15 protein-coding genes are annotated in these 13,716 nt (G+C 70.8%); 10 read left to right on the forward strand and 5 right to left on the reverse strand.

What is annotated here, in order from left to right; genetic code table 11:
* Positions 1-58: 58 nt before the first annotated feature.
* Positions 59-985: an SDR family NAD(P)-dependent oxidoreductase gene (locus RM779_RS07455; RefSeq protein ID WP_311616859.1), complete on the reverse strand. Its 927-nt coding sequence runs from the start codon at positions 983-985 to the stop codon at positions 59-61.
* A 176-nt stretch (positions 986-1,161) separates the two neighbouring features.
* On the opposite strand from RM779_RS07455, the gene RM779_RS07460 reads away from it, so the two are divergent.
* The 3 genes from RM779_RS07460 to RM779_RS07470 all read left to right on the forward strand — a co-directional run bounded on the left by RM779_RS07460 (position 1,162) and on the right by RM779_RS07470 (position 3,110).
* Positions 1,162-1,956: a helix-turn-helix domain-containing protein gene (locus tag RM779_RS07460; RefSeq protein ID WP_311616860.1), complete on the forward strand. Its 795-nt coding sequence runs from the start codon at positions 1,162-1,164 to the stop codon at positions 1,954-1,956.
* Positions 1,953-2,399, forward strand: a complete 447-nt coding sequence (locus RM779_RS07465) for a hypothetical protein (protein WP_394813241.1) — start codon at positions 1,953-1,955, stop codon at positions 2,397-2,399. Before RM779_RS07460 ends, RM779_RS07465 begins: the two co-directional genes overlap by 4 nt.
* 69 nt (positions 2,400-2,468) lie before the next feature.
* Positions 2,469-3,110 carry a class I SAM-dependent DNA methyltransferase gene (locus RM779_RS07470; protein ID WP_311616861.1) on the forward strand — a complete coding sequence of 214 codons (642 nt, stop codon included), beginning with the start codon at positions 2,469-2,471 and terminating at the stop codon, positions 3,108-3,110.
* Positions 3,111-3,195: 85 nt separating this feature from the next.
* On the opposite strand, the gene RM779_RS07475 is transcribed toward RM779_RS07470, so the two are convergent.
* Both RM779_RS07475 and RM779_RS07480 read right to left on the reverse strand, forming a co-directional pair.
* Complete coding sequence (locus tag RM779_RS07475; RefSeq protein WP_311616862.1) at positions 3,196-3,579, reverse strand: VOC family protein; 384 nt, start codon at positions 3,577-3,579, stop codon at positions 3,196-3,198.
* A gap of 32 nt (positions 3,580-3,611) precedes the next feature.
* Positions 3,612-4,436: a TrmH family RNA methyltransferase gene (locus RM779_RS07480; RefSeq protein WP_311616863.1), complete on the reverse strand. Its 825-nt coding sequence runs from the start codon at positions 4,434-4,436 to the stop codon at positions 3,612-3,614.
* 354 nt (positions 4,437-4,790) lie between these two features.
* Here RM779_RS07480 and RM779_RS07485 point away from each other — a divergent pair, with 354 nt between their 5' ends.
* On the forward strand, positions 4,791-5,264 hold the full coding sequence (locus RM779_RS07485; protein ID WP_311616864.1) for a nuclear transport factor 2 family protein: 474 nt from the start codon (positions 4,791-4,793) through the stop codon (positions 5,262-5,264).
* A gap of 191 nt (positions 5,265-5,455) precedes the next feature.
* On the opposite strand, the gene RM779_RS07490 is transcribed toward RM779_RS07485, so the two are convergent.
* Entirely contained in the window at positions 5,456-5,698 is a 243-nt protein-coding gene (locus tag RM779_RS07490) for a DUF2630 family protein (protein ID WP_077058011.1), read from the reverse strand.
* Between the two features lie 75 nt (positions 5,699-5,773).
* On the opposite strand from RM779_RS07490, the gene RM779_RS07495 reads away from it, so the two are divergent.
* Both RM779_RS07495 and RM779_RS07500 read left to right on the forward strand, forming a co-directional pair.
* Positions 5,774-6,379 carry a hypothetical protein gene (locus tag RM779_RS07495; RefSeq protein WP_311616865.1) on the forward strand — a complete coding sequence of 202 codons (606 nt, stop codon included), beginning with the start codon at positions 5,774-5,776 and terminating at the stop codon, positions 6,377-6,379.
* 184 nt (positions 6,380-6,563) lie between these two features.
* Entirely contained in the window at positions 6,564-8,246 is a 1,683-nt protein-coding gene (locus RM779_RS07500; protein ID WP_311616866.1) for a cellulase family glycosylhydrolase, read from the forward strand.
* Positions 8,247-8,366: 120 nt separating this feature from the next.
* Here the strand turns inward: RM779_RS07500 and RM779_RS07505 are convergent, their stop codons facing one another.
* Positions 8,367-9,638 carry an FAD-binding protein gene (locus RM779_RS07505; RefSeq protein ID WP_311616867.1) on the reverse strand — a complete coding sequence of 424 codons (1,272 nt, stop codon included), beginning with the start codon at positions 9,636-9,638 and terminating at the stop codon, positions 8,367-8,369.
* 309 nt (positions 9,639-9,947) lie between these two features.
* On the opposite strand from RM779_RS07505, the gene RM779_RS07510 reads away from it, so the two are divergent.
* The 4 genes from RM779_RS07510 to RM779_RS07525 are packed head-to-tail and all read left to right on the forward strand — an operon-like array spanning position 9,948 to position 13,671.
* On the forward strand, positions 9,948-10,826 hold the full coding sequence (locus RM779_RS07510; protein WP_311616868.1) for an ABC transporter permease: 879 nt from the start codon (positions 9,948-9,950) through the stop codon (positions 10,824-10,826).
* Between the two features lie 38 nt (positions 10,827-10,864).
* On the forward strand, positions 10,865-11,665 hold the full coding sequence (locus tag RM779_RS07515; RefSeq protein ID WP_311616869.1) for an ABC transporter ATP-binding protein: 801 nt from the start codon (positions 10,865-10,867) through the stop codon (positions 11,663-11,665).
* Entirely contained in the window at positions 11,662-12,489 is an 828-nt protein-coding gene (locus RM779_RS07520) for an ABC transporter permease (RefSeq protein ID WP_311616870.1), read from the forward strand. Before RM779_RS07515 ends, RM779_RS07520 begins: the two co-directional genes overlap by 4 nt.
* 36 nt (positions 12,490-12,525) lie before the next feature.
* A complete protein-coding gene (locus tag RM779_RS07525) occupies positions 12,526-13,671 on the forward strand; it encodes an ABC transporter substrate-binding protein (RefSeq protein ID WP_311616871.1) in 1,146 nt (381 codons plus the stop codon).
* The last annotated feature ends 45 nt before the right edge of the window (positions 13,672-13,716 follow it).

The following is a 13,716-nucleotide window of genomic DNA, read 5'->3' on the forward strand; positions in this document are numbered from 1 at the left end:
GCTTTCGCCGCACAGATGGAGGCGCAGTCCGTCGCGGAGCGCGTTACGGGCGCTCAGCTCAGTTGGTTGTCCGTGGGACCTGCTCCAGCCAGTTCCAGAGAGCGCGCTCGCGGTCGGTGTCGTAGGACTCTGTGGATGACGCCGTGGCCTTCTTCCGGTGGATGTAGGCGCCGGTCGCGGCGGGGGTGACGCTGAGGATGGCGTCGGCGAGTTTCTTGCCCGCGGGGACCGGGGTATCCACGAGGGGCGTGACCGTGAGCAGCGGGATGATTCTCCTCATCAGGAAGGGAAAAGCTCCACCGGTTTCGCGCGCGAGCCCCGTTCCGACCACGAGGCTGGGGTTGTAGGAGACGATGTCGATGCCATCGGGCAATCGGCGGGACCATTCGTGGACCAGGTACACGCCGCCGAGTTTGCTCGTCACGTAGGCACGACGGCCAGCTCGGACATTTCCGGAACGGTCAAATGCTCCGGGTCGGGAGATCTCCGGGATGGCCCACCGGGGTGCGGGCATGGTCCCCCCGGTGTGCCGGAGATCACCGAAGTGGGCGTCGCTGACCGTGACGACGATGCGTGCCGGCGCCTGAATGTGGGGGTGTAGTTGCCTGAGAAGCTGGTGGGTGGACATGACGTTCACGGCAAAGGTCCGCTCGTATCCGTCGACCGTGGTCTCCAACGCGTTGGAGAGGTGGACACCCGCGTTGAAGACGAGGTTCCGCAGCGGAGGCAACTCGCCGGAGTCAAGGAGGTCTTCCAGGTGTGCACCAGCAGCGGCGACGCTCGCCTTGCTCGACAGATCGATGTCGACAGGCGAGACGTGTGGAGAGATCTCTCGCAGGCTCGGCAGCACCTCGGCGGCAGAGGAGCCTCGCCCAAGAACCACGAGGTGGGTATCGGGGCTGCGTCTGAGGACGTCTCGCGCGGCCTCCAGGCCGATCCCTCGAGTGGCCCCGGTCATGATCAGGGTTCGGTTCGCTGCGGCCATGGGTGGGCCTCCTGGATGAGATCGTGCGAGTGCTGGTGTGCGTCGACGTTTGCGTTCTCCGTCGCCATCGACACTGACGGAGGGTTCGACGACCAGGGAGACTTCGTCGAGCCTGGTATCCGCAGGGCCACGCACCCGGCCTGGCGCCTACCACGGGATGGAGGGAAAATGAAGTAATGGTGGGAGATGAGCGGTCAGGTCTGGGCGAGTATCTACGTCATCATCGCTCGGAGATGACACCCCGAGATCGGTCTGGGGCGTCCCCTCTGTCCCATAGACGTGTACCGGGCCTGCGACGCCAGGAGCTCGCCGACCTCGCGGGCATCTCGGTCGAGTACTACACCCGGCTCGAACAGGGTCGCGCGTCCCGCCCCTCGCGGGAGATCCTCACCGCACTGGCGCGGGCATTCCGGCTCTCGAACGCCGAACGCGATCACCTGTTCCGACTCGCCGACGAGCGATCTCCGCAGTCGCGAGCACCCGCCGCGAAAATCCGACCGGGGCTTCAACAACTGCTCGACAGCCTGGACGACACCATGCCCGTCACCATTCACGACGGCCGGCTCGACATGCTGGCGTTCAACGTTGCCGCAGCGGATCTGTTTGGGCCAATCTTCGGCGACGGACCCTATGGCCACAACATCGTCTACCAAGCCTTTACGTCGGCGGGACTCCGCGAGGTACTCGGGAACGAGGGAGCGGGGCAACTAGCCCGAGTGGCCGCCGCCGAACTTCGCAAAGCACTCAGTCTCTACTCGGAAGATGAGTATCTTCGTTCTTTGTTTCGCGAGCTGTCGACGAGCAGTCCCGAATTCATCCGCCACTGGGAGAAAGGAGAGATCGGAACATGGAGGTCCGCGATGAAGCGCGTCAACCATCCGACTAGAGGTTTGCTCACTTTCGATAGCGAGATGCTGCACGACCCCGAGAGCGACCACTGGGTCATGCTCTTCACGCCCCGCCGCGCATGATCCATCGAGGTGCGTGCAAGTCTGTGCCGGCGTGGGCTGGAAAAGCTGACCGGAATATCTCGCTGCGGGAGCGGGAAATCCGCCTCATGATGCGTGACCACATCATGGTTCGAGACATGGCCGAGCGGATCATGGCCGACGCCATCGCGTACACGATCACGGCCATGGAATGTCCCGAAATCCACATCGGTGTAGGAAAGATCGTCGATATCGGCGTGCACACGCTGATCCTCGACACTCCGGTTTACTTCGCGTTCTGCGAGGTCTGCAACGGCGGGAAGTACAAGCACCACGCACCGTGGATCGAACGGCGGAACGACGGGCTGGTCATCCGGACGGCCGATGTCATCCGAGAGCAGGGCTTCGCGCCGGACGAGGAGCTGTGGGCCATGGACGGCGCCGACTGCTCCCCGTGTGACAACAAGGTTCCCGACAGTCACTAGTAACCGCCAGAGTGCGTGCCCCGTCCAGCGCATCCGGGCGGGGGCACGCCCCACGTGAGAGGTAATGCCGTGCCCGCACAGCACAACTACGACCACAAGCGCGAACTGTGGGACACCTATGCGGAAAGTACCCAGGAGACTGTCACTGACGCTGAGGCTGTTTTCCGGTGGACGCAGTACGGCGACCACGGGCCGGGGGTCGAACTCCTGGGGAAGCCGAACAGTGTTCTCGAAGTCGGATGTGGAGCCGGTCGCGCACTCGCACACCTAGCTCAACAGGGCGTCAAGGCAACGGGGGTTGATCTCTCTCCGGTGATGGTCGAGCAAACTGCCGAAAAGTGGGGGCCGCTCGGCGTCGAGTTCATCTGCGCGGAAATCATCACGGCATTTGGAAAGCGACCCCACCACCTATGGGCCGCCTGGTTCGCTGACCCTGTACGGCTTTTCCCGCTGATCGCGAAACGGCTCAATCCCGGTGGCGTGTTCGTGTTCTCACAGCCCCCAGCGATTCCCGGCGCCTACGGGCCGCAAGGAATGTATAAGGGAGGATTCGCCGGACCGGCCATGTTCACCTACCGCTACAGCTACACGCCGGAAGTGTGGGAAGGGTTCCTGTCCGGTGCGGGGCTCACCGACGCTCACGTCCGTGTCCTGGCGGCTCCCGAGCCGGGCCACATCGGAACCCTGATCGGACGCGCTGAGCGCCGCTGAAGCTCTCGCGGCGCTCCGCCCGTGCGTTGCTCCATCACATGTGGGGCGGGGCTTCCGCATGCTCTGAGCTGCTGGCCTCCGGAAGTCAGCGTTCGGCCAGGCAGAATTCGTTGCCCTCGGGGTCGATCATGACCGTCCACTCCGGGTGGCGTTCGACCACGCGTGCGCCGAGTCCGGTCAGCCGGGTGATCTCCGTCTCGGCGTCCGGCGCGGACAGGTCCAGGTGCAACCGGTTCTTTCCCGGCTTCGGCTCCGGGACCAGCTGGAAGAACAGCCGCGGACCGCCGTGCGCGGGTTCCACCAGCACCGTCGGGTCCTCCTCGGGACCGGCGAAGCCGAGCCGCCGCAGGCGGGCCAACTCGGCCTCGTCGTACGGCGCCACCGCGTAGCCGTCCAGGGCGGCGGCCCAGAACCGTGCCAGGGAGGCCGGGTGCGCACAGTCGACGACGATGTCGTGAATCCTTGCCATGCGCCGATGCTGTACGGCCCCGGACCCCCGCGTCACCCGGTTTTCGCGGCCCGCTGCCTGGCGGCCTCGTACAGCACGATGCTCGCCGCGTTCGCCGCGTTCAGCGAACTCGCCGTTCCCGTCATCGGAATCCGCACCAGCGCGTCGCACAGCTCGCGCCAGCCGGCGCTCAGGCCCGCGGTCTCGTTGCCCACCGCGAGCAGCACCGGGCCGGTCAGGTCGAAGTGCGCGATGTCCGCCTCGCCCTGCTCGTCCGTGCCGACCACCGTCACCGGCCGTCCGGCGGCCCGCGCCCGTGCGAGCCAGGTCTCGACCTCCCGGTGGCCCGGCGCGCGCACCACCGGCAGCGCGAACAGCGAACCGGTGCTCGCCCGTACCGACTTGGGGTCGTAGACGTCGGCGGCGTGCCCCGTGACGACCAGCCCGTCCGCGCCGAAGGAGTCGGCGGAACGGACGATCGTTCCGATGTTGCCCGGGCTGGTCGGGCGGTCGAAGGCCACGCCGAGGAAGGCGGGGCCGACCGGGATGCGGGCCAGGTCGTCGGGCGGCATCCCGGCCACCGCGACCAGCTCGGGCACGCCCTCGTCCTTGCCGCCCAACTCGGCGAGCAGCTCGGGGGCCATGGCCACCTTCTCGGCCGGCACCTCTTGCAGGAGCGCCGCCGCCCAGCGGGTCAGCGGCCGTCCCGCGTCGAAGATCAGCGTCCGGATCGGCCAGCCGCGCTCGGCCGCCTGCGAGATCGGCCGCACCCCCTGGATAAGGAACTCCCCGGCGCGCTGCCGCTTGGTGCGGTTGGTCAACTGCGCCTGCCACTGCTGGAACCGGGCATTGCGCGCCGAGATCCGCTGAAGCGCCACCCGTACTCTCCCCGACTCACCTGCCCGGCCGGCTCCCGAGCCGGCCGGCCCCGCGCAGATCACCCTCCGCGGCGCTCAGCAGGCTACCTCAGGCGCCACGGCACCCATGACGACGTCCGTGGACGGGGCGAACTGGTTGCCACGCGCCCGCCGAGCGCGCCGGGTACGCGGACCCAGGGGGTCCGGGGGCGTGTGCGCGGGAACGCCCCGGGCGGTTGCCGGTCATGTCCCGAGGCTACGGCGCGGGGCGGTGGGCCGCCGGGGTCCGGTGTACCCCGGCAGCACGCGTCCTGGTCGGCGGTCCTGAGCACATCCAGACTCGGCCGGGGGAGACCCGCGACGGAAGGAACTGATATGTCACACACTGCTGCCGAGGACGACAGCCTGATCCGCAGACTCCGGGCGCTGGAGGACAAGGAGGCGCTGCGCACCCTGATGATCCGCGGGTGGCGGGCGCTGGACCGCAAGGACTGGCGGACCTGGATCGGGTGTTGGGCCGAGGACGCGGTGCTCGAGTTCGGGCCATGGGGGGAGATCCACGGGAGGGAGGCGGTCCTGGCGAAGGTGGCGGAGGCGGAGTCGCCCTACCCGAGCATGCAGCATCACATCCTCAACCTGGACTTCGAGGTGGCGGGCGACCGGGCAACTGGCATCGGCTACATGTGGTTCGTCGCCGTCACCGCATCCGGGAGCACTTCTTCGCCCTACGCCATGGGCGGCCCCTACGACTGGGAATTCCGCCGGGGCCCGGACGGCTGGCTCCTGGTCCGCCAAAGGCTCGGCGTCTGGTGGACCGACGGCGAGGACACCCTGCACGCCTTTGAGTAGACGTGCTCTCTCACACGTTCATTCCGCGCGGCGGGGGGACATCGGGCCGGGCGTCGATCGTTCGCCGGTATCCCTCATCGCGGACGGGCCGGGGCTCGCGCGGCGCGTGGGAACGGCTCGACGTGCGCCCACCAGCAGGACGACGGGGAGTGCACGCCTCGGAGAAGCGCCCGCACCGGGCGTGCGGTGGCTCAGCTCTCGTAGCCCTCCACCTCGGGGGCCGGCCGCAGGGCCGCCGCGTCCGGGTCGTCCCCGAACTCGCTGCGCGCGCGGCGCTGGCGCAACAGGTCCCAGCACTGGTCGAGACCCACCTCGACGTCGCCGAGCCGTACTTCCTCGGCCTCCTGGAGCCCGTGGCCGACGGCACGCTCCCGCAGAGCGCGCTCCTCGGCCACGAGCTCACCGACACGGGCAAGAATGTCCTTGTCGTCCATTGAGTCAGGCTAGTCCCGGTTTGCGGTGGGTGCCATTCGAAGGGCTCCCGGGGCCCCGATGCCATGATGTGCCCCGTGGAATCCTTATCCGAACGCGACATCTACCTGGCACGTTTCGGTTGGCACGCGGCCTCGTCCGGTCTCGCGCTGTGCGGTCTGGCCGTCGTGGCGTTCGCCTGCCTCGGCGGGCTCGTCCTGTGGCTGGCCCTGGTGATCGGCGCGGTCGGGGCAGTCGTCTTCGTCGTATTCTCCGGCATGGCGGGCTCGCGCGGCCCCGCGCTGTGCGTCGACCCCGAGGGGGTCACGCTGGGGGGCGGCCCGCTGCGCTTCGGCCGCGTTCACCCGACGCATGTGCCATGGCCGGACATCGAGGCCATCGTGCTCTGGACGCGCCGGCTGCCCACGGGGGCCACCGTGCGGTACATCGGCATCCGCGTCAGAGCCGACGCGGAGGCGCCGGGCCCGGCAGGCCCCGCCCTCCGCGTGCGCGGCATCCGTGGCCCGGCGCCCCGGGCCCCGCGCGCCCCGGACCTCCCCAACGTCCCCAACGTCCCGAACGTCCCGGCCGACGTGGTCGCGCTCAGTCGCGCCGTCCACGGCTGGCGCCTCGACCGCTCGCGGCTCCAGGCCGCGGTCACCGCCTTCGCCCCCGGGCACGTGCGCGTCGTCGAAGCGCCCTGAACGCCGCCGCGGGCGCCCGCGGCGCCCGCCCGGTGGCGGGGGGACGGAACCCCTTGACGGGGCCGCATCTCTTGACGAGTCCACGGCACGGTGCATTGATGAGAACGCTGTTGGGAGCGCTCCCATCGCTCCCGTCGCTCCCATCGCCAGGAACCCGCCCTTCCTCCCGACCCATGGAGCCGCCATGAGAGAAACCCGTCCGCACGGCGGACTCAGACCCCGCGCCGGTGTCGCCCTTGCCGCGCTGCTGAGCGTGCTCACTGCGCTGCTCGGCTTCGGGCAGTCCGCGCAGGCCGCGCGGTCCGCGCAGGCGGATCAGGTCGCCCCGGCCGCGACCGGATTCAGGATCGACGCCGGCCGGCTGCTTGAGGCGAACGGCAACGACTTCGTGATGCGCGGCGTGAACCACGCGCACACCTGGTTCACCGGCGAGACGGATTCGCTGGCGCATATCAAGGCGCTCGGCGCCAACACGGTCCGCGTGGTGCTGAGCAGCGGCCACCGGTGGACCCGCAACGACGCCTCCGACGTCTCCCGCATCATCGGCCTCTGCAAGCAGAACCGCCTCATCTGCGTGCTGGAGGTCCACGACACGACCGGCTACGGCGAAGAGGGCGCGGCGGCGAGCCTGGACCAGGCGGCGGACTACTGGATCGGGATTCAAAGCGCACTCGCCGGCCAGGAGCAGTACGTCATCCTCAACATCGGGAACGAGCCGTACGGGAACAGCAATACGGCCGGCTGGACCGCGGACACCAGGGCGGCGGTCCTGAAGCTCAGGAACGCCGGGTTCGACCACACGATCATGGTGGACGCGCCGAACTGGGGCCAGGACTGGTCCGGAACGATGCGCGCCAACGCCAGGTCGGTCTTCGACGCCGACCCCGACCGCAACGTCATCTTCTCGGTCCACATGTACGGCGTGTACGACACGGCGGCCGAGATCAGGGACTACCTCAACGCGTTCGTGAGCGCGGGACTGCCCATCCTCGTCGGCGAGTTCGGGCACAACCACTCGGACGGCAACCCGGACGAGGACACGATCCTGGCCACCGCGCAGTCCCTCGGGCTCGGCTACCTCGGCTGGTCCTGGAGCGGCAACGGCGGGGGCGTGGAGTACCTCGACATGGTCACCTCCTTCGATCCGTCGCGGCTGACCTCCTGGGGGCAGCGGCTCTTCAACGGCGCCAACGGCATCGCGCAGACCTCGCGCGAGGCGGCGGTCTACGGCGGCCAGGGCGGGGACGACGACGAGGCGCCGACGGCCCCGGGCCGGCCGGTGGCCTCGGAGGTCACGGCGACCTCGGTCCGGCTGTCGTGGCCCGCGGCCACCGACAACGTCGGCGTCACCGGTTACGACGTGGTGCGCGTGAGCGGTGGCGGTGAGACCGCCGTGGCGAGCACCGCGGCCAACGCGGCGGCGGTGAGCGGGCTGAGCCCCGGCACCGACTACACCTTCGCCGTGTACGCCAGGGACGCGGCGGGCAACCGTTCGGACCGTTCCGCGACCGTGGGCGTGACCACCGGGACCGGCGGCGGGACGCCCTCGGACTGCTCGGTCCGCTACCAGGTGGTGGGGGAGTGGTCCAACGGCTTCCAGGGCGACATCGTCATCGGCAATACCGGCACCGCGGCGATCAGCGACTGGACGCTCGCCTTCGCGTTCGCCGACGGGCAGCGGATCACCAACATGTGGGGCGGCACCGCCGCGCAGAGCGGTGGCTCGGTGACCGTCACGCCCGCCCCGTACACGGCATCGATCCCGGCCGGTGGCTCCGTGGCGCTCGGGTTCACCGCGGAGAAGGGGGCGGGGAACGCCGCGCCGACGGAGTTCACGCTCAGCGGCGGGGTGTGCGGCACGGCCTGACGGCCGGGCTCTTCACCCGGTGGAGCCGGTCACGCGGATGACGCGCTTGCCGCGGGCGTGGCCGGTCTCCGCCGCGCGGTGCGCACGATTCCCCGGCCCCTCACGACCGCTTGCGGCCCCTTACAACCCGAGCAGCCGCGCCACGAAGTCGTTGCGGAACCGGCCCGCGGGGTCGTGGTCGAGGACCAGGCGGCGGAAGTCGGGCAGCCGCGGGAAGCGGGCCGCGACGTCCGCGGGCGCCGCGGCCGTGACCTTGCCCCAGTGCGGCCGCGCGCCGAGCGGCAGCAGGCGCTCCTCCACCGCGGCCACCACCGGCAGGACGGCCTCGGTGTCCTTGAGCCAGGTGAAGTGGACGGCCACCGTGTCGCGGCCCTGCGCCGGGCTCAGCCACAGCTCGTCCCGCGCCACGGTGCGGACCTCCGAGACCTGGAGCACCGGCGCCAGCTCCGCGCCGAGGCCGCGGAGCGCGGCGAACGCGGCGGGCGCCGCGGCGCGCGGCAGGAACAGCTCCGACTGGAGCTCCTCGCCGCGGCTCGGGGTGAACTCGGGACGGAAGTGCGGCAGCCGTTCGTGCCACGGCCCCGGCTCGCCCAGCTGCCGGGTGCAGAACTCCGCCGGCATGCCCGGGATCGGGTGCCAGGGCGCCGCGGCGGGACGGCCGCCCAGCCAGTCCGCGGCCTCGTCGCCGCCGCCCTGCCGGTCGGTGCGCCGCTTCAGCCATACGGTGCCCCGGCCGCTGTGCCAGTCGGTGAACGTGCTGACGCTGTAGGCGGCGCCGGTGATCTCGTCGAAGCGGCCGGCCAGCGCGTCGAGCGGCACGTCGACGTGAACCCACTGCGCCACCTCGAAGGCCGGCTCGATGTCGAGGGTCAGGGCGGTCACCACGCCGAGCGCGCCGAGCGAGACCACGGCGCCGGGGAAGTGGTCCGGGTCGGCATTCCTACTCAGCGTCACCAAGTCGCCCTGCGGTCCGACCAGTTCGAGCCCGGCGACGGCCGAGGCCAGGCTCTGGAGGCCGTCCCCTGAGCCGTGCGTGCCGGTCGCGACGGAGCCGGCCACCGTGATGTGCGGGAGGGAGGCCAGATTCGCCAGCGCGAATCCGACGGCGTGCAGCTCCTCCGCCACTTCCGTGTACCGGAGCCCGGCACTGACGGTCACCGTCCCGCGCTCCCTGTCGATCTCGGCGCGGCGCGGCAGCCCATCCGCGCGGACCAGGTCGCCCGGGGTGTCCGCGATGCGGTTGAACGAGTGGCCGGTGCCGAGTGTCCGCACCTGCGAGGCCGCGGAAACGATGCGCCGCAGCTCGTCGAGTGAGGCCGGGCGGTGCACCCGTGCCGCCCCGTAGGTGATGTTCCCTGCCCAGTTGTGCGCAGGCGCGCCCGTTGTCAGCATCCGCCGACGGTAATACGGAACGGCGGGCCACGAACAGCGCCGTCCACGGTCCCGGCCTCGGCCCGCCGCCGAAGAATCGCATCCGCGAACGTTCCCGTGGGGGCCGGTGGCCGACGCCGGGGGCGCAGCCGGCCGGGCGCCGGCGGGGCGGTCCGGTCGGGACACCAGGCCGTAACAAGATTTTTCGTCACCGTCATTGACCCCCGCTCGCCGTGGGCGGAGAGTGAAACCCCGCCGGTCCTCTTGGCGGTCCATCGGTTCACTGAGTAAACCAGCCTGCGTGGCTGGTCGTTGTCCGGGAGGTGAGACATGGGATCGGGTATCGGAGCGGCGGCACTGCGCACGGCGCGCGCCTTCCTGTGGACGGCGCTGGTGCTCCTCGCGCTGGCCGCGCTCTGGGAGGGCTACAAGGCGCTCGGCGACGCCACCGGCGGCCGGATACCCGGCACCGGCCTCGACCTGCCCATTGCCGCCGACGACCAGGCCATGCCGCATATCGCCGACATCGTCGGCGCGCTGACCGAGCCGGCCAGACGCGGCACCGACACCTCGCTGGCCGTCTACCTGTTCAACGAGGCCACCATCACCTTCCGCGAGGCGCTGCTCGGCCTGGCCATCGGCTCGGCCGCGGGGCTCCTGCTCGCCGTCGGCCTGCGCGAGTCCCGTTTCGCGTCCCGCGGCGTGATGCCCTGGCTGATCGCCTCCCAGACCGTGCCGCTGGTCGCCGTCGCCCCGATGGTCGTCATCTGGGGCGGCAAGGCCGGCATGCCCAGCTGGGTCGCCGTCACCGTGCTCTCCGCCTACCTGGCGTTCTTCCCGGTGACCGTCAGCGTGCTGCGCGGGCTCAACTCCCCGCAGCCGGTGCACCGCGAACTCATGCACGCGCTGGCCGCCGGCCGGGTGCGCACCCTGCTGCTGCTGCGCTTCCCCGCGGCCCTGCCCTTCCTCTTCGCCGGGCTGCGGCTCGCCGCCACCGCCAGCGTCGTCGGCGCCATCGTCGGCGAGCTGTCCGCCGGCACCGGCGGCGGCATCGGCCGCGCCATCCTCACCAGCTCGTACTACTACTCCAGCGCACCGGAGAACCTCTACGCGGCCGTCCTGGTCGCCGCCGTCACCGGCATCGTCCTGGTCCAGGTCCTGCGCGTGGGGGAGTCGCTGTCCCTGCGGAACCGGAGCACGGCCGGATGACCGCCCCCGCCACCACCACCCCGCGAGGTACCGCCGCCATGACAGCCACCGACGACGCACCCGCCATCTCGCTCACCGACGTCCACAAGGTCTTCCCCGCCTCCGGCGGCCAGTCCGTCGCCGCCCTGGAACGCATCGGACTCGACGTGCGCCCCGGCGCGTTCGTCTCCCTGCTCGGTCCCAGCGGCTGCGGCAAGAGCACCCTGCTGCGCATCATCGCCGACCTCACCGCGCCCACCACGGGCACCGTCACCGTCGGCGGCAGGAGCGCGCGCGAGGCGCGCCTCGCCCGGGACTACGGCCTCGTCTTCCAGCAGGCCGGACTGCTGGACTGGCGCACCGTCAGGCGCAACGTCGAACTCCCGCTCCAGGTCGGCGGCGTGTCCCGGGCGGAGCGCAGGGCGCAGGCCGAGGCCATGCTGGACCTCGTCCGCCTCGGCGATGTCGCCGACCGCTTCCCCTGGCAGCTCTCCGGCGGCATGCAGCAGCGCGTCGCCATCGCCCGCGCCCTGGCCTGCCGCCCCCAACTGCTGCTGATGGACGAGCCGCTCGGCGCCCTCGACGAGATGACGCGGGAATACCTCCAGGGCGAACTGCTCCGCATCTGGCGGGACACCGGCACCACCGTCGTCTTCGTCACGCACAGCGTCTCCGAGGCCGTCTTCCTGTCCACCGACATCGTCATCATGTCGCCGCGGCCCGGCCGCATCACCCGCCGCATCGAGGTCGGCCTGCCGCAGCCGAGGACCGTCGAAGACCGCACCTCGCCGGCCTACTTCGAGACCGTCACCGAGGTGCGCAAGGCCCTGCACGCCGTCATGGCCGAGGAGCCCGCATGAGCACCGCCCAGCCCGCCGGGCCCGCCCGGCCCGCCCCGCCCGCCCGGCTGCGCGGCGCCCTCGCCGCCGGGGCCCCGGCCCTCGCCGTCGGCGCGGCCGTCGTCCTGCTCTGGCAGCTGCTGGTCACCGCCACCGGCGTGCAGTCGTTCATCCTGCCCTCGCCGACCGACATCTTCGGCGCGCTCCTCGACGAACTGCCCACCATCCTCCGCGACGCCCGCGTCACCCTGGCCGCGGTCCTCCTCGGCATGGCGCTCGGCGGCGTCTCGGGTCTGCTCGGCGCGCTGCTGCTCACCCGCCTCGGCCGCATCTCGGGGCCGCTGCTGACCGTCGCCGTCATCCTCAACTGCGCGCCCGTCGTGGCCCTGGCGCCCATCGCCAACAACTGGCTCGGCGTCACCAGCATCTGGTCCAAGGCGTGCGTCGCCGGACTGATGGTCTTCTTCCCCGTCCTGGTCAACACCACCCGGGGGCTGCGCGACGTCGACACCCTGCACCTGGAGCTGATGTCCGCGCTGGCGGCCCGCCCCCGCCACACCCTGCTGCTGGTGCGGCTGCCCCGTTCCCTGCCGTTCTTCTTCAACGGGCTGCGCCTGGGCGCCGCGGCCTCCGTCATCGGCGTCATCGTCTCCGAGTACTTCGGCGGCCCCAGCCAGGCCCTCGGCGTCTACATCGCCAACCAGGCGGCCCTCTCCCGCTTCGCCGAGACCTGGGCCGGGGTCCTGGCCGCCAGCGTCATGGGCCTGGCCCTGTTCGCGGTCGTCGCCGGCTGCGAGAGCCGCCTCGTGCCCTGGCAGCGGCACCGCCACGACGGCGACACCTGACCCCCGAACGCAACGGCACCACCAGGAGGAACGACCATGCCACGCTCCGCCCCCCGCCGCGCGCCGGCCCTCGCAGCCGCGTTCGGCGCGCTCCTGATGGCCGGCTGCGTCCCGATGAGCGGCCAGTCCAGCGGCCTTGGCTCCGTCGCGGCCAACAGCGACTGCGAGGAGACGGACAGCGTCCGCGTCGTCCTCCAGTGGGTCGCCCAGGCCCAGTTCGCCGGGTACTACCACGCCCTGGACAGCGGCTTCTACGCCGACCAGTGCCTTGAGGTGCAGATCCAGGAGGGCGGCACCAACGTCGTGCCGCAGCAGGTACTGGCCGCGGGCAACGCCGAGTTCGCCGTCAGCCACGTCACCAAGACCATGGCCACCCGCGAACAGGGCGCCGACCTGGTCAACATCGGCCAGGTCTTCCAGCGCGGCGCCTACCTCCAGGTCTCGCGGGCGGAAAGCGGCATCGGAGGACTCGACGACCTCGCGGGCACGCGCCTCGGCAGCTGGGGCAGCGGCAACGAACTCGTCCTGTACGCCGCGCTGCGCGACGCCGGGATCGACCCGGAACGCGACTTGGACGTCGTCCAGCAGCCGTTCGACATGTCGCTGCTCCTGAACGGGGAGGTCGACTCCGCGCAGGCCAAGACCTACAACGAGTACGCCCAGCTCCTCGAAACGGAGAACCCGGAGACGGGCGAGCTGTACCGCCCGGAGGACTTCCACGTCATCAACCTCCAGGACGAGGGCTACGCCTCCCTGGAGGACGGTGTCTACGCCCGCGGCGACTGGCTGGAGGACCCGGACCACCAGGACGTCGCCACCCGGTTCCTGGCCGCCACCTACCGCGGCTGGATCGCCTGCCGCGATGACTTCGACGCCTGCGCCGACACCGTTCTCGCCCACGGCAGCGCGCTGGGCGAGGGCCACCAGCGCTGGATGCTCAACGAGGTCAACAAGCTGATCTGGCCCGCGGCGAACGGCATCGGCACCCTCGACGCCGAAACCTGGGACCAGACCATCGAGATCGCCCTCGACGCCGGTGTGCTTGAGTCGGAACCGCCCGAGAGCGCACACCGCGGCGATCTCACCCGCGACGCCCTCGCGCTGCTCGGCGAGACCGGCGCCGACACCACCGGCGAGACCTGGGACCCCGAACGGATCACCGTCACCCCGGGCGGCAGGTAGCGGCGCGGGTCGCCGGGCACGGGGCACGCGACCAGCAGGACAAAT

This window comes from Streptomyces johnsoniae, from assembly GCF_031845565.1.
GTDB lineage: Bacteria > Actinomycetota > Actinomycetes > Streptomycetales > Streptomycetaceae > Streptomyces > Streptomyces johnsoniae.

Coding starts and splice junctions, on each gene's coding strand:
- RM779_RS07455 (WP_311616859.1), bottom strand. CDS start 985: ATGGCCGCAGCGAACCGAACCCTGATCATGACCGGGGCCACTCGAGGG.
- RM779_RS07460 (WP_311616860.1), top strand. CDS start 1,162: ATGGTGGGAGATGAGCGGTCAGGTCTGGGCGAGTATCTACGTCATCAT.
- RM779_RS07465 (WP_394813241.1), top strand. CDS start 1,953: ATGATCCATCGAGGTGCGTGCAAGTCTGTGCCGGCGTGGGCTGGAAAA.
- RM779_RS07475 (WP_311616862.1), bottom strand. CDS start 3,579: ATGGCAAGGATTCACGACATCGTCGTCGACTGTGCGCACCCGGCCTCC.
- RM779_RS07485 (WP_311616864.1), top strand. CDS start 4,791: ATGTCACACACTGCTGCCGAGGACGACAGCCTGATCCGCAGACTCCGG.
- RM779_RS07490 (WP_077058011.1), bottom strand. CDS start 5,698: ATGGACGACAAGGACATTCTTGCCCGTGTCGGTGAGCTCGTGGCCGAG.
- RM779_RS07500 (WP_311616866.1), top strand. CDS start 6,564: ATGAGAGAAACCCGTCCGCACGGCGGACTCAGACCCCGCGCCGGTGTC.
- RM779_RS07505 (WP_311616867.1), bottom strand. CDS start 9,638: ATGCTGACAACGGGCGCGCCTGCGCACAACTGGGCAGGGAACATCACC.
- RM779_RS07510 (WP_311616868.1), top strand. CDS start 9,948: ATGGGATCGGGTATCGGAGCGGCGGCACTGCGCACGGCGCGCGCCTTC.
- RM779_RS07515 (WP_311616869.1), top strand. CDS start 10,865: ATGACAGCCACCGACGACGCACCCGCCATCTCGCTCACCGACGTCCAC.
- RM779_RS07520 (WP_311616870.1), top strand. CDS start 11,662: ATGAGCACCGCCCAGCCCGCCGGGCCCGCCCGGCCCGCCCCGCCCGCC.
- RM779_RS07525 (WP_311616871.1), top strand. CDS start 12,526: ATGCCACGCTCCGCCCCCCGCCGCGCGCCGGCCCTCGCAGCCGCGTTC.